Below are 14502 nucleotides of genomic sequence, written 5' to 3'. Positions count from 1 at the left end.
GCCGATTTTCCTGCCGAACCCCTTCCATGCCGACAAAATTCCGCTAAAACGCGGGCTCAAGAAGGGCCCGGCAGGGCAGGAATGGTTGTATATGTCGGACGACACTTTTATCCGCGAAGTCAACGAACAGATCCGTCGCGAACAGGCGCAGGCGCTGTGGGACCGTTTTGGTCCCGCCTTGATTGGTGTCGCCGTTCTGATCGTGGTCGGCACCGCTGCTTTCGTCGGCTATCGCTACTGGGATGAAACCCGCGCCAACCGTTCGGGCGACGCCTTCTCGCAGGCGCTCAAGCTGGCCAATGACGGCAAGAGCGATGACGCGCTTGCCGCGCTGGGTGCCCTGGAGAAGGACGGCTACGGCGCCTATCCGCTGCTTGCCCGCATGCGGGCGGCGACCGTCAAGGCCGACAAGGGCGATGTCGACGCGGCGGTCAAGGATTTCGACGGCGTGGCCGCCGACACCGCCATTCCCGCGGGCATTCGCGACATGGCGCGGCTCAGGGCAGCACTGCTTCTGGTCGATCACGGCTCCTTTGCCGATGTTTCCAGCCGCGTCGAAGCGCTGACCTCAGACACCAACACGCTGCGCCACACCGCGCGCGAGGCGCTTGGCCTTGCTGCCTGGAAGGAAGGCAAGACGGCGGATGCCCTGAAACTGTTCGACCAGATCGCTTCGGATGACGGCGCCCCACGCAACACGCGTGAGCGGGCGACGCTGATGTCCGAACTGATTCGTGGGTCAGGCAATGCGTCGTGACCTTCAAAGTCGCCATCATCGGTCGGCCTAACGTCGGCAAATCAACGCTTTTCAATCGGCTGGTGGGAAAGAAGCTGGCGCTTGTCGACGACACGCCGGGCGTCACCCGCGATCGCCGCGTTCACGCGGCCAAGCTCTACGATCTGCATTTCGACGTCATCGACACGGCGGGCTTCGAGGACGCCGGCGCGAACACGCTGCCGGGACGCATGCGCGCGCAGACCGAAATCGCCATCCGCGAAGCCGACCTGATCTTCTTCACGGTCGATGCCAAGTCCGGCCTGATGCCGGACGACAAGACCTTTGCCGAGATCGTGCGAAAATCGGGCAAGCCGGTCGTGCTGGTCGCCAACAAGGCTGAGGCGAAGGGCGCCCAGGGCGGCATGCTGGAAGCCTGGGAGCTTGGCCTTGGCGAACCGATTCCGGTTTCGGCCGAACACGGGCAAGGCATGCCCGACCTGCGCGACGCGGTGATCGGGGCGCTTGGCGAGGCGCGCGCCTTCGGCGAGGAGGAAGAGGGCGGTGACGAGGAGGTCGCGGCCAGCGAGGTTCTGATTGGCGAGGACATCGTCGACCCGGATGCCGAAGATGTCCACACCTATGACGACACCAAGCCGATGCGCATCGCCGTCGTCGGCCGTCCGAATGCCGGCAAGTCGACCCTGATCAACGCGCTGATCGGCGAGGAGCGGCTGCTGACCGGACCGGAAGCCGGCATCACCCGCGATTCTATCTCCGTCGACTGGGATTGGCGCGGTCGCCGTATCAAATTGTTCGACACGGCCGGCATGCGCCGCAAGGCCAGGATTCACGAAAAGCTGGAAGTGATGTCGGTGCAGGATGGCTTGCGCGCCATCCGTTTCGCCGAGATCGTCATCATCGTGCTCGACGCCACCATTCCCTTCGAGAAGCAGGATCTGCAGATCGCCGACCTGATCATCCGCGAAGGGCGCGCGCCGGTGATCGCCTTCAACAAATGGGACCTGATCGACAACCCCCAGGAACTGCTGGCGGAACTGCGCGAGAAGACCGAGCGGCTTCTTCCCCAGGCGCGCGGCATGCAGGCGGTGACGGTGTCGGCCGAGACCGGCCGCGGTCTCGACAAGCTGATGGAAGCCGTCATCAGGACGCACAAGGTGTGGAACAGCCGCGTTTCGACCGGCAAGCTCAACCGCTGGCTGGAAGGCATTTTGGCGCATCATCCGCCGCCCGCCGTGGCGGGGCGCCGGCTGAAGATCAAATATCTCACGCAAGCCAAGACCCGGCCGCCGGGCTTTGTTGTCCAGTGCTCACGGCCCGATGCGATGCCGCAATCCTACGTCCGCTATCTGACCAACAGCCTGCGCGAGGCCTTCGATATGCCAGGCGTGCCGATCCGCATGGCATTGCGCACATCGGACAACCCGTTCGCCGGCCGGGCGAAGAAACGCCAGTGAACGGCGGCGCTAGACCCGTTCACCGTTTCACGAAAACGGCAAACCGCTCCAGCTTTTTGTTTTGACGCAATTCCGGACGGAAAACCGTTTCACACTTTTCCTGGAATTGCTCGAAGGGCGCCGGCATCATGCCACACTTCGCAGGCCATGATGCGCGGACCGCGCCCGCGCACTTTCGGGCAGCGATTCCAGTGCCGCCTGAAGCAAGATGTCGGCAAGCCTCGCCGCCACGGGATCCAGTTCGGCTTCCTTGCGATGCAGAAACAGCGCCATGCCCGGCAATGGCGGCAATCCGGTGATTTCCGGTGTCATTGCCCGCACATTGGCCGGCAGGCCGATGTCGGTGCGGATCGTCAGTCCGAGCCCAGCGGCGACGGCCGCCCAGATGCCACCAAGGCTCGGGCTGGAGAAGGCCATCCGCCAGGGCAGGCCGGCTCTGTCGAGCGTCTCCGTCGCCACTGCACGCAACAGGCATGGTGCTTCGAGTGCGACCAGCGGCAGCGCCTGGCCATGGCGCAGGTTGGTTTCAATGACACTTGCCGGACCGATCCAGCGCATCTGAACGTCGGCGACATGTTGGCTATAGGGCAACTTATCGTCATTGTGCCATGCCAGCGCGATATCGAGGCTGCCCGACGTGATCCGTTCGGCAAGTTCGTAGCTGCGTGCGATCCTGGCCTCGATCTTGACCTTGGGATGCGCACGCGCAAACCGCCCGAGCACATCCGGCAGCACCGCTTCGCCGAAATCCTCCTGAAGTCCGAGCCGTACCCAGCCCTCCAGTTCGACGTCATGGATGGCGGACACGGCCTCGTCATTGAGTTCGAGCAGGCGGCGCGCATAGCCGAGCATGGTTTCTCCGGCTTCCGTCAGTGCCAGGCCGCGTCCCGATTTGCGGAAGATCGGGGTGGCGGCCTGATCCTCAAGTTTCTTCAGCTGCGCGCTGACTGCCGAGGTCGAGCGACCAAGCCGGTCGGCTGCCTTGGCGAAGCTGCCCAGTTCCATGCCGGTGACGAAGCTTCTGAGAACGTCGAGGTCGAGCGTTACGCGTCGCATGAAATAGTCCTGATTTATGGGACATTATGTTTTGAAGTTCCCAATATTCAGGATGAAACTATGGCGGTAGGAAAAGCGCGTCAAGGTCTGGCAGTCATTGCCAGATCACCGAAGGGACCTCTCGATGTCAGCCATCACCGTCAGCCGCTGCGAGGATACGCCTCAGCCGAACGGCAAAATTGCTTCCCTGGCTCCGGCGGCATTCGGTCCCGGTCATCGCTGGAAGGTCCTGGGCATAGGAGTCGTCGCGAATGCCTGTTTTTCCGCGACCTTCTCGGGTGTACCAAGCACGGCCGTCTTCCTGCGATCGGGCTATCATCTTGGCAATGGCCAGCTCGGTCTGGTTCTCGGCCTTCTGGGGTTGGGGGTTGCACTGAGCGAGTTGCCCTGGGGTCTCCTCACAGACCGTTGGGGCGACCGCTATGTGCTGCTGACCGGACTTGCTGCAACCGCGGCATGGCTTGGTCTCATGGCGTTGCTGGTGGTGCCGTCGGCGCTGCATATTCCCGGCGTAACGTTACTGGCCGTCGCCTTTCTGGTCACCGGCCTGCTCGGCGGCAGCGTCAACGGCTCGAGCGGCCGTGCCATCATGGCCTGGTTTCACGAAGGCGAACGCGGCTTCGCCATGAGCATCCGGCAGACGGCGGTACCGCTCGGCGGCGGACTTGGCGCACTCGTTCTCCCATCACTTGCTTCGGCTCATGGCTTTGCCGCGGTCTTTGGACTTCTGGCCTTGGCCTCGGCGGTCTCAGCCTTTTTCGCATGGCTCTGGCTGCATCAGCCGCCAGCCCAGGACGGTCCGCATTCCAACGCCAACATGGCTTCGCCAGCCGGCTCCAAGCCACTGCGCAATCTCGACATCTGGCGCATTGCAATGGCCATCGGCCTGCTGTGCTTTCCACAGGTTGCGGTGCTTACCTTTGCCGCGGTCTTCCTGCATGACTTCGGCGGGATGGGAACGGCGGTGATCAGCGCAAGCCTGGCCGCCGTACAGGTCGGCGCCATGATCATGCGCGTCTGGAGCGGCCGCTTCACGGATCGTCATCGCAACCGCCGGTCCTTCCTGCGTCTCTGCAGCGCCTTGAGCGCCATGGCTTTCGCTGTCCTCGGCTTGCTCGTCATGGCATCACCCGCAATACCCGCGCCGGTGCTTGTGCCGGCACTGGTCGCCGCGCTGGTTGTCGCCGGCATCTGCGTTTCTTCATGGCATGGTGTCGCCTACACCGAGCTTGCCACGCTTGCTGGCGCCAACCATGCCGGAACCGCTCTTGGCCTTGCCAACAGCTTCGTCTTCGTTGCGTTCTTCCTGGTACCAACAGCCATTCCGGGCCTGCTGATCCTTGTATCATGGACAGGGGTATGGCTGGCGGCGGCCGCCTGTGCGCTTGTCGCCTGGCCGATCTTTCTTCAGCCGGCGTCATTGTCTTCGGCTTGCCCAAGGTCGCAAAACCGCGGTGTTGCGGTTGAACACGGAAAACTCGATTGAACCCGTTAACGTCCCATCAAGGTTAATGCACCATTGTTTCTCTCCAGTGGGGTTCAGTAGCGTTCCTGGAGAGTTCCGTGCATCGACGTGTTTTGAAGCGGCTTGTCGCCGCCGCCGGTGAGAGAAAACATTCCTTCATCGCTCCATTCGTTATCGGCCTTGGCATCTGGATCGGCTTTCCGACCGTTGTCGCCTATCAGGACATGACGAGCCTCATTTCCGGCCTCGAGGCGCCGAACGTCCGCTGGAACGCCTATGTCGAGAAATCGGTCGCGGGCTCGGTTCATGCGGCCGAGATGCCCTTCGCCGATTCCGATACCACTGGCTCGCTCTCCGGATCCGGCGTCAAGCTTGCCGGCATCGGCGCGGTGTCGTTTCGCGGCAAGGGCGGCAAGGTCAGTGGATCGCCCGACGAGGATCGCATTATGCGTGCCGACAAAAAGGGCCGCATCATCCAGGTTTCGCCAGTGGCGCCGCCGAAAAACTTCAACGCCGGCTCGATCTTCGAGCGCACGTCGTCCCTGCTGCGTCCGAGCATGGACAGCGACCTGAAGATGGCCTTCGCCAAGCCGCGGATCAAAGGCAAGGAAGTCCAGATCGCCGCCGCTTTCCACGCGCGCGAGGACAAGAAGCCGGATCCCGGCGTGCCGGCCATGCTTGCCGCCCTGGTCAACAATGACAAGGCCGACGTGCTGGCGACGGCCTATGCATCCTCCGCGCCCGACTATGCCAAGGCGTCGCCATTCGAGGTGCTGCTGCAGGACGAGAAGCCGGACAATGGCCGCTTCATTCCGCCGATGGCGAAGGGCGATCACGCATGGATACAGAACCCGCTTCCGGCGAGCGTCTTCTCCAAGCCGGAGCAGGCGTGCCTTGCCAACGGCATCTATTTCGAGGCGAGGGGCGAATCCGTGCGCGGCCAGGCCGCCGTCGCCCAGGTCATCCTCAACCGCGTCCGCAATCCGGCCTACCCGAACTCGATCTGCGGTGTCGTCTACCAGAACGATAGCTGGTTCAACCGTTGCCAGTTCTCGTTCGCCTGTGATGGGCGAAAGAAGCGGATCGAAAACCCTGTCGCCTACAAGACCGCTCAGGACATTGCCATGGCCGTCACGGCCGGCAAGATATTCATTCCTGAAGTGGGATCGTCGACCCACTACTATGCCCAGTATGTCCATCCGGGCTGGGCGCGCACGATGCAGAAGATGACCAAGATCGGCCTGCATATCTTCTATCGCACCTATGGCGGCGGCTGGAGTTGACGGCGCGATAGTCGCCGCCGGGTTTCCTGTGAGCGGGGTCGATCAAAGACCTGTCGCGCGGGGGATTCGGGCCGCGCCTGCTCGCCGCCATGCCGGGCACGATGTCGCACCTTTCTAAAGTATTGATTTTAAAGTAGAAAATACATCACATTGAAGTTCGGCCCGTGGCTTGACGGGCGCAAACCCTCTAACTATGTTGCCGGCGACTTTAGAAGCGGACGGACGGTGACGGTCTGACCGGGCAAGGGGGTTGCGATGGCCGACGAGAATGGGCCAGACGGAACCGGAAAAACCGGCCCCGGCAAACAGCATGCAGCCGACATCCGTGACGACGATCTTGAGCGCCGTCGGCGTGAACTTGAAGCATCGCTTGCGACAAGGCGGCCGGAGCGGCTCGAGGGGAAAGACGACGCGAAAGCGGGCAGTGCGGCCGGATATGGCCAGGCGCTCAAACTATCCAGCGAGTTTATCGCCGGAGTGGTGGTGGGCGCCGGTCTTGGCTGGATCATCGACCGTCAGGCGGGGACATCGCCTTGGGGTCTGATCGTGTTTCTGTTGCTGGGTTTTGGCGCCGGCGTGCTCAATGTGCTGCGTTCCGCAGGGGCGGTGGCAGAATTCGGACAGGGCGAGAAACCGCGCCGTGACCGGGACGATGGAAATGGCCGCTCTTGATGAGCGGTAGTTGTAATGAGGCCGTGCGCGGCAGTGATGGGGTTTGAACGTGGCAGCTGACAAGGTCGATCCGATCCACCAGTTCCATATCATCAAGCTGATTCCGATCAATATCGGCGGCTATGACCTGTCCTTCACAAATTCGGCACTGTTCATGGTCGCGACCGTGGTTGTCGCAGCGGCTTTCCTTTATCTCACCACGTCGAGCCGCAGCCTCGTTCCTGGCCGGCTTCAGTCCGTCTCCGAGATGGCCTACGAATTCGTCGGAAACATGTTGAGGGACGCTGCCGGAACGCAAGGCATGAAGTTTTTCCCGCTCGTGTTCTCGCTGTTCATGTTCGTGCTCGTTGCCAACCTGCTTGGCCTTGTCCCCTATTTCTTCACCATCACCAGCCACATCATCGTCACCTTCGGTCTCGCCATTCTGGTGATCGGAACCGTGATCGTTTACGGCTTCATGAAACACGGTCTGGGCTTTCTCAAGCTGTTCGTGCCGCACGGCGTGCCGATCTACCTGATGCCGCTTGTGGTGGCGATCGAGGTGATTTCCTTCGTTTCGCGCCCGGTCAGCCTCTCGGTTCGTCTATTCGCCAACATGCTGGCTGGCCACATTACGCTGAAAGTGTTTTCGGGATTTGTCGTGAGCCTCAGTGCATTGGGCGCTGTCGGTATCGCGGGTTCGGTGCTGCCGCTGGCCATGGCCGTGGCGCTGACGGCGCTGGAATTGCTCGTCGCCTTCCTGCAGGCATACGTCTTTGCCGTCTTGACCTGCATGTATCTCAACGACGCTCTGCACCCCAGTCACTAAAAAGTTTCACCGGCGCATGACGCCAACTACAAACTGCAACGACAACGGAACGACAGGAGTTTAACATGGACGTATCTGCAGCAGCTGCGATCGGCGCGGGCATCGCTTGCGTGGGCATGGGTGGCGCGGGCATTGGCCTCGGCAACATCTTCGGCAGCTATCTCTCGGGCGCGCTGCGCAATCCGTCGGCTGCCGATGGCCAGTTCGGCCGCCTGATTTTCGGCTTCGCCGTGACCGAAGCTCTGGGCATCTTCTCGCTCCTCATCGCTCTCCTCCTGGTGTTCAAGTAAGAACAACAGGCTGACGAAGTGAGGCGCATGGTGCGGCCTTACCGTATGGACAGGGAAATAAGATGTTCGTGACATCTGCCTTTGCGGAAGAGACCGCGCCGGCTACCGGCGCGGGAGGCGATACGCATTCGGGCACAGCAGTGCCCGGCGAGGCGCATGCCGCGTTCCCGCCGTTTGATCCGTCGACGTTTCCGTCGCAGCTTCTGTGGCTGGCGATTACCTTCGGGCTTTTCTACCTCTTCTTGAAGAAGGTGGCGATGCCGCGCGTTGGTGGCATCATCGACGTCCGCAACGAGCGCATCACACGGGACCTCGACCAGGCGGCCAAGCTGAAGGGTGAAGCCGACGCTGCTGTCGCTGCCTACGAACAGGAATTGGCGGAAGCCAAGACCAAGGCCAATACGATTGGTCAGCAGGCAAGCGATGCAGCCAAGGCGGAAGTCGAGGCGGCACGCAAGAAGGTCGAGGCCGCGCTCGACGAGAAGCTCGGTGCGGCCGAGGCACGCATTGCTTCCATCAAGGCCAATGCCATGAAGGAAGTCGGCGGCATCGCCGAGGACACCGCTTCGGAAATCGTCGAGGCGCTTGTCGGTGGCAAGGCCAGCAAGGCCGAGGTCGCGGCCGCCGTCAAATCCGTGGCCGGGTGAGGGGCGCATCATGGACGCTACAGCTCTAGCAACACTCTGGGCCACGATTGCCCTGATCATTTTCGTGGGCATTGTGATCTACATCAAGGTGCCCGGCATGATCGCCAAGGCTCTTGACGGTCGTGCGGCCAAGATCAGCAATGAACTCGAGGAAGCGCGCCGGCTGCGCGAGGAGGCCCAGCAGCTGCTCGGCCAGTACCAGCGCAAGCGCAAGGAAGCCGAGCAGGAGGCCGCCGACATTGTCGCCGCCGCCAAGCGCGAGGCCGACATGCTTGCCGCCGACGCGCACAAGAAGACCGAGGACTATGTCGCGCGGCGCACAGCGATAGCCGAGCAGAAGATCGGTCAGGCCGAGCGTGACGCGGTCGCCGAAGTGCGTGCCAGCGCCGTCGATATCGCCGTCGAAGCAGCGCGCGCGCTGCTTGCCGGCAAGGTCGATGCCAAGGCGGGCGCGGACCTGTTCAAGGCTTCGCTGCAGGACGTGAAGTCGAAGCTCAACTGAGCCGATCGCCGGAAACTTCGGAAAAGCCGCCTGGGAAACCTGGCGGCTTTTTTGTTGTGTGGCAGTGGAGATCCGCGAAGGCGGCTGAGCGCCTATCTCCCCCCTCGAGGGGGAGATGGCCGGCAGGCCAGAGGGGGGCGCCGCGCGTGAAGCGCCGAGCTGATCTTTCGTCGCCAAGAGGCGCGCGTCGAGCTGGTTGAGAGGACCCCTTCTGTCGCCTTTGGCGACATCTCCCCCCGAGGGGGGAGATTAGGTGCTCAGCCGTTCAACTCAATCGAGCCCGGCGAAACTCTCTTCTCCCGCCACCTCAGTCCCGCCAAGCCTGAATGGCGCAAAGGACACACGGTGCAGCCGCGCCACGGGCCCATGCGCCTCGATCGCCGTGCGATGGCGGACCGTGGCATAGCCCATGTGGACCTCGAACCCGTAGCGATCGTGATGGTTGCCGCAGCCGCACATCATGCGGTCGCGCATGACCTTGGCGACGATCGAAGCCGCGGCGATCGACTGCGAGCGCTGGTCACCCTTGATCAGCGCGCGCCCCGCGCAAGGCAGTCCCGGCGGTACGTCGCGCCCGTCGGCGAGAGCGAGCTTCGGTTGAACAGGCAGTCCGACCAGCGCGCGGCGCATCGCTTCCAGACTGGCTTTCAGAATATTGCTGCTATCGATGCCTTCGGCGCTGATGGAGGCCATGGATACGCCCAGCGCTGAGCCGAGAATGCGCAGGAACAATGCCTCTCGCTGCAGATGGCTAAGGCGTTTGGAATCGTCAAGCCCTTCCGGGATGTTGGCGGGATCGAGCACCACCGCTGCGGCGACGACCGGTCCCGCGAGCGGTCCCCGGCCGGCTTCATCCATCCCCGCCACTGGCCACAGGCCTTCCGCCATCGCCTTCGTCTCGAAGGAGAAATCGGGTCTCTCGATGATTTCGAAGAGAGGCGGAGAATCGGAACGCGCGCGAGCCATGTTGCGGCGAGGTTCGCACTGGCTCCGATTCTCCGCAAGTCCCTCCGGGTCGGGTGGGGCGCCGGACCGGGAGGGCACCGTCTGCAGGCCGGGGCAGGCCGGACGGGATTCTTGGTGCTGCGACAGATCAAACCACCGCGATGAACTGCGCTCTCAAAGTAGCGTCAGTTGCACCTGGTCTTTTCCGGCGGCAACGAACTGGTCGGTCCGAAGCGTGCGCCGTTCGACATTGAGGCCAAGCCGCTTGGCGGTGATCTCGAAACGCCGCCCGATCTGCCAGGCATAGGGGCCGGCACCTTTCATGCGTTTGCCCCATTCCGAATCGTAATCCTTGCCGTCGCGCATCGAACGGATCAGCGACATGACGTGGCGATAGCGGTCCGGATAGTGGCGCAGCAGCCAGTCCTTGAAGATCGGGCTGACCTCCAGCGGCAGGCGCAGCACCACATAGCCGGCCTCCAGCGCTCCCGCTGCTCGCGCCGAGTCCAGGATACGCTCCATCTCCTGATCGGTGAGGCCGGGGATGATGGGTGCGACCATCACCGAAGCCGGGATGCCGGCATCAGAAAGCTGCCGGATCGCTTCAAGCCGCTTGGTCGGCGTCGACGCGCGCGGCTCCATCGTGCGTGCCAGCATGCGATCCATTGTAGTGACCGACAACGCCACCTTGGCAAGACCGCGCTCGGCCATGCGCGACAGGATGTCGATGTCGCGCGTTACCAAAGCGGATTTGGTGACAATGCCGACCGGATGGCCTCGTGCCTCCAGCACTTCGAGGATCTCGCGCATGATCCGGTACTGCTTCTCGATCGGCTGGTAGGGGTCGGTGTTGGTGCCGATGGCGATGGTGCGCGGCTGATAGCCGTCCTTCGACAATTCCCTGTCGAGCAGCCGCGCCGCATCCGGCTTGGCGAACAGCTTCGATTCGAAATCCAGACCCGGCGACAGGCCCATGAAACTGTGCGTCGGCCGGGCAAAGCAGTAGACGCAGCCATGCTCGCAACCACGGTACGGGTTGATCGAACGGTCGAAGGAGATGTCCGGCGATTCGTTGCGGGTGATGATTGTGCGCGGCTTCTCCACCTGCACTTCGGTCTTGAACGGCGGCAATTCCTCCAGCGAGTTCCAGCCATCATCGAAGACATGCCGGCTGACCGGCTCGAACCTGCCGGATGGATTGATGCCCGCCGACCGTCCACGGTTGCGGTCAGGGCGAACACGCACACCGCTCTGCTCGATCATCGCATTTGCCATCTCGGCTCTTCCAGCCCCGAAAGCTGCAATGTCCGCGCGCACGATCTGTTCCATCTTCGCCCTCTCCCAAGGACTGTCGGCAATCTGTCGAATCGCTCTGTTCATGAAACTATTCCTATTTTGCAAATGAGAACAAATCAAGAACTTTGTATGGTGCATCGCAAAAACTGGCGCAGCGCCCGGCTTTCCGCTATTCGGCTAAGCATGCTCAGCGTTCTCATTGAAACCCTGAATGACGAGGAGGGCCTCGCCCGCACGCTTGCGTCGCTGGTCGGCGGAGCGGTCGAGGGCGTGGTGCGCGAAGTCATCGTTTGCGACACCGGTTCGACCGATCAGACGCACCGGGTTGCCGAACACGCCGGCTGTCAATACGTGACCGGCGGCACGGCGTCTGGCATCGGGCAGGCCAAGGGCGACTGGCTGCTGTTGCTGGAGCCTGGCGCCAGGCTGGTGGAGGGATGGACCGACGAGGTCGTCGCCCACACCGCCAGGCAAACCATGGCCGCGCGTTTTTCGCCGGCGCGCGGCAGCCGCACGCCATTTCTGTCGCGGGTCTTTTCGGGAAACCGTGCCCTGGCCGAAGGAATGTTGATCAACAGGCGTCAGGCCAGCGCGCTTTCGAAGAACGCCGATAGCGGGGAGGCGATTGCACGAGGGTTGGCGACGAGGAAGCTCGATGCCGAGATATGGGTGGCCCCGCCGAGGCCGAGGAAATCGCCCTGACTGGACGGCCGGCTACACCGGCCAGCATCAAGCCGTCTTGATCTGCGGATGATTTTTGCACCGCACATTGCTAATTGTGCGTTGCACAAGACGTGACGTGGGGTTACCCTGCTTCAGGCGGGTTAATCAGGTTTGGGTCATGCCGGAGCGGTAAGCAGCCGATGCTTTGTCGGTGCTGCCCTCATATCCGAGGATCCCGATGAGCCTTTCACCCCCCGACAAATCCGGCACGGCAAGCCTCGAGGCCGTGGCCCGAAACGGCAGCCTGTTTCAGCGCATTGCTGCGCGCATACCGACCTATCTGTCTGACTTGCGTGAAAATCCGGCATGGCTTCCGATGTTCATGCTGGCGCGCACCATGCCGGGGCGGCGGCTGCATTGGCTCGGCGCAAAGCCGGCGCGGCCGGCACGGAACGCCCATGAGACAATGTTCACAGGCGTCGACGGCGAGGCCGCCGTCGATGCGCTGAGATCGGATGGGTTGTTTTCCGGGCTTGTCCTGCCGTCATCGATCCACGACGAGATCGCCCGCTTCGCCGGGCAAACGCCGTGCTTCGGCAATTTCGATCGCCGGCTCGAATTCATGCCGGGCGAACATGCCGATGCCGAAAGACGTTTCGGCCGTCCGCTGCTCAGCGGGCACTATTTCGAACGTGTACTCGACTGCGGTGCCGCACTTGCCGTGCAGCGCGATCCGCTGCTTCTCGACATCGCCGCGCACTATCTGGGTGGACAGGCCAAACTCATCACGACGCGGGTCTGGTGGAGCTTTCCTACAGGGGCGGCATCCGATGCCGACAAGAACCTGGCGTCGCTCGGCAAATACCATTTCGACCTCGACGACTGGCGGATGCTGAAATTCTTCTTCTACCTGGTGCCTGTCGACGCCGATACCGGCCCGCATGTCTATGTCCGGGGCAGCCACAACCGCCGCATTCTCAAGCATCAGATGACGCTTCTCGTCGGCCATCCGGCGGAAGAGGTTCTTAACGTTTATGGCGAACAAAGCCCGATCACACTGACGGGGCAGGCTGGCCTCGGCTTTGTCGAAGATCCGTTCGGGTTCCACATGGGGACGGTGCCGACGCGCACGCCGAGGCTGATGATGGAAGTCGGCTTCGGCGTGTCGCCACCTTCGCGCCGTCGGTTCCATGGCGAGCCGGTCATCCGCTGAGCTGGGTGGAGGAGGGCGAAGCCTTGCTTATGCGGTTTTGGTGCCGCGCCGCAGGTGCTCGTCCAGGCGCGGCATGATCTCGACGAAGTTGCAGGGCATGTGCCGGTAGTCGAGCTGCGGCTTCAATATGCCGTCCCAGGCGTCCTTGCAGGCGCCGGGCGAGCCTGGCAGCACGAAGACGAAGGTGGCATTGACGACGCCGCCCGTGGCGCGGCTCTGGATCGTCGATGTGCCGATCTTGTCGTAGGAGATGCGGTGGAACACTTCGGAAAAGCCATCCATGCGCTTTTCGAAGATAGGCTCCAACGCCTCCGGCGTCACGTCGCGGCCGGTGAAGCCGGTGCCGCCGGTGGTGATGACGACGTCGATCGCCGGGTCTTTCGACCAGCCCAGCACCTTGTCGCGGATCTTTTCGCGGTCGTCGGTGACGATGTCGCGAGCGGCCAGTACATGGCCGGCCTCCGCGATGCGGTCGGCCAGCGTCTGGCCGGATTTGTCGTCGGCAAGGCTGCGCGTGTCGGAGACGGTCAGCACGGCGATGCGGACGGGGATGAAGGCGCGGCTCTCGTCAGTCCTGGCCATGGGGATCGGCCTCCGATGTCAGGCTTCGCGTTGCCGCCACGAACCAATCGGGTTGGCGGCCGCGGATCTCGGCAGCAGCGCGCTTCGCCACATTGCCGGTCTCGAACAGCCCGAAGCAGGTAGCGCCGGAACCGGACATCCGTGCAAACCCCGCTCCGGCCCGGGTCAGTTGGGACAGCGCCCTGCCGATGGCGGGCTGCATGGCGAGTGCGGCAGGCTCAAGATCGTTGCGCGTGATCTCCAGCCAGTTGCGCACGCCATGGAAGTCGAGGACACGCGGAAGCGGCGGCAGCCCTTCATTGTCGCGACGGGCGAGCGCCTTGAAGACATCGGCCGTGGCGACGGCGGTGCCCGGATTGACCAGAACCAGTCCAAGCGACGAAAAATCGGGCACCATCGACAATTCCTCGCCGATGCCACGCGCGATCAGCGGCTTTGCGGCGAGGCACATCGGCACATCGGCGCCAAGCGCAAGGCCAATCCGCGCCAGAACGGCATTGTCGATGTCAAGATTCCATATCCGGATGAGACCGCGCAGAACCGCTGCCGCATCGCTCGAGCCGCCGCCAATGCCGGCGGCTACCGGCAGGTTCTTCTCCAGTCTGATGGCTACAGGTGGCGTCCCTTGAAGGCCCGCCTCTTTTCGCAGTGCGTCGCGCGCCCGCAGCACCAGATTGCTGTCGTCGAGCGGCACAGCGGACGCATATCGGCCAGACACGGAAAATGTGTCGCTGTCGGCAAGCTCCGTTTCGACCCGGTCGCCGAACCTGGTGAAGACGGCCAGGCTTTCGATCCGATGATAACCATCGTCACGCCTGCCGGTGACATGCAGCGCAAGATTGATCTTGGCATGCGCGGCCCATGTCCGAGCGCCGGAATTCACTGTC

At 62.8% G+C, this 14502-nt stretch carries 16 protein-coding genes; 11 read left to right on the top strand and 5 right to left on the bottom strand.

Features of this window, described 5'->3' with window-relative positions:
• Positions 1-91 precede the first annotated feature (91 nt).
• Together ABVQ20_RS13265 and der are read left to right on the top strand one after the other, a co-directional pair.
• Complete coding sequence (locus ABVQ20_RS13265; protein ID WP_354459947.1) at positions 92-757, top strand: tetratricopeptide repeat protein; 666 nt, start codon at positions 92-94, stop codon at positions 755-757.
• Positions 754-2193, top strand: coding sequence for a ribosome biogenesis GTPase Der (der, locus tag ABVQ20_RS13260; protein ID WP_354459946.1), 1440 nt, complete (start codon positions 754-756; stop codon positions 2191-2193). The genes ABVQ20_RS13265 and der overlap by 4 nt, the downstream gene beginning before the upstream one ends.
• Before the next feature lie 126 nt (positions 2194-2319).
• Here the strand turns inward: der and ABVQ20_RS13255 are convergent, their stop codons facing one another.
• Positions 2320-3249 (bottom strand): LysR substrate-binding domain-containing protein, encoded by a 930-nt coding sequence (locus ABVQ20_RS13255; RefSeq protein ID WP_354459945.1) that lies wholly within the window; start codon positions 3247-3249, stop codon positions 2320-2322.
• Between the two features lie 124 nt (positions 3250-3373).
• Between ABVQ20_RS13255 and ABVQ20_RS13250 the strand changes: the two genes are divergently transcribed.
• The 7 genes from ABVQ20_RS13250 (at position 3374) to ABVQ20_RS13220 (ending at position 8916) form a co-directional block, all read left to right on the top strand.
• On the top strand, positions 3374-4735 hold the full coding sequence (locus ABVQ20_RS13250) for an MFS transporter (RefSeq protein ID WP_354459944.1): 1362 nt from the start codon (positions 3374-3376) through the stop codon (positions 4733-4735).
• A gap of 77 nt (positions 4736-4812) precedes the next feature.
• A complete protein-coding gene (locus ABVQ20_RS13245; protein WP_354459943.1) occupies positions 4813-5997 on the top strand; it encodes a cell wall hydrolase in 1185 nt (394 codons plus the stop codon).
• 255 nt (positions 5998-6252) lie between these two features.
• Complete coding sequence (locus tag ABVQ20_RS13240) at positions 6253-6669, top strand: AtpZ/AtpI family protein (protein WP_354459942.1); 417 nt, start codon at positions 6253-6255, stop codon at positions 6667-6669.
• Positions 6670-6718: 49 nt separating this feature from the next.
• Entirely contained in the window at positions 6719-7477 is a 759-nt protein-coding gene (locus tag ABVQ20_RS13235) for a F0F1 ATP synthase subunit A (protein WP_354459941.1), read from the top strand.
• Positions 7478-7542: 65 nt separating this feature from the next.
• Positions 7543-7767 (top strand): F0F1 ATP synthase subunit C, encoded by a 225-nt coding sequence (locus tag ABVQ20_RS13230; protein ID WP_227348563.1) that lies wholly within the window; start codon positions 7543-7545, stop codon positions 7765-7767.
• Positions 7768-7829: 62 nt separating this feature from the next.
• On the top strand, positions 7830-8414 hold the full coding sequence (locus tag ABVQ20_RS13225) for a F0F1 ATP synthase subunit B (protein ID WP_354459940.1): 585 nt from the start codon (positions 7830-7832) through the stop codon (positions 8412-8414).
• A gap of 10 nt (positions 8415-8424) precedes the next feature.
• Positions 8425-8916: a F0F1 ATP synthase subunit B gene (locus ABVQ20_RS13220; protein ID WP_354459939.1), complete on the top strand. Its 492-nt coding sequence runs from the start codon at positions 8425-8427 to the stop codon at positions 8914-8916.
• Between the two features lie 270 nt (positions 8917-9186).
• Here ABVQ20_RS13220 and rnhB read toward each other — a convergent pair whose 3' ends face one another.
• Both rnhB and ABVQ20_RS13210 read right to left on the bottom strand, forming a co-directional pair.
• Positions 9187-9882, bottom strand: a complete 696-nt coding sequence (gene rnhB / locus ABVQ20_RS13215; protein ID WP_354459938.1) for a ribonuclease HII — start codon at positions 9880-9882, stop codon at positions 9187-9189.
• Positions 9883-10035: 153 nt separating this feature from the next.
• Positions 10036-11190: a PA0069 family radical SAM protein gene (locus ABVQ20_RS13210; protein WP_354462173.1), complete on the bottom strand. Its 1155-nt coding sequence runs from the start codon at positions 11188-11190 to the stop codon at positions 10036-10038.
• Positions 11191-11340: 150 nt separating this feature from the next.
• Between ABVQ20_RS13210 and ABVQ20_RS13205 the strand changes: the two genes are divergently transcribed.
• Together ABVQ20_RS13205 and ABVQ20_RS13200 are read left to right on the top strand one after the other, a co-directional pair.
• Entirely contained in the window at positions 11341-11859 is a 519-nt protein-coding gene (locus ABVQ20_RS13205) for a glycosyltransferase (protein WP_354459937.1), read from the top strand.
• 199 nt (positions 11860-12058) lie between these two features.
• On the top strand, positions 12059-13033 hold the full coding sequence (locus ABVQ20_RS13200; RefSeq protein WP_354459936.1) for a hypothetical protein: 975 nt from the start codon (positions 12059-12061) through the stop codon (positions 13031-13033).
• Between the two features lie 27 nt (positions 13034-13060).
• On the opposite strand, the gene moaB is transcribed toward ABVQ20_RS13200, so the two are convergent.
• On the bottom strand, positions 13061-13615 hold the full coding sequence (gene moaB / locus ABVQ20_RS13195; protein WP_354459935.1) for a molybdenum cofactor biosynthesis protein B: 555 nt from the start codon (positions 13613-13615) through the stop codon (positions 13061-13063).
• Positions 13602-14498, bottom strand: coding sequence for a 4-(cytidine 5'-diphospho)-2-C-methyl-D-erythritol kinase (locus ABVQ20_RS13190; RefSeq protein ID WP_354459934.1), 897 nt, complete (start codon positions 14496-14498; stop codon positions 13602-13604). Before ABVQ20_RS13190 ends, moaB begins: the two co-directional genes overlap by 14 nt.
• Positions 14499-14502 lie beyond the last annotated feature (4 nt).

It is taken from the genome of Mesorhizobium shangrilense, from assembly GCF_040537815.1.
In the GTDB taxonomy this organism is placed as follows: domain Bacteria; phylum Pseudomonadota; class Alphaproteobacteria; order Rhizobiales; family Rhizobiaceae; genus Mesorhizobium; species Mesorhizobium shangrilense.
This window is presented reverse-complemented; position numbering and strand designations above follow the sequence as displayed.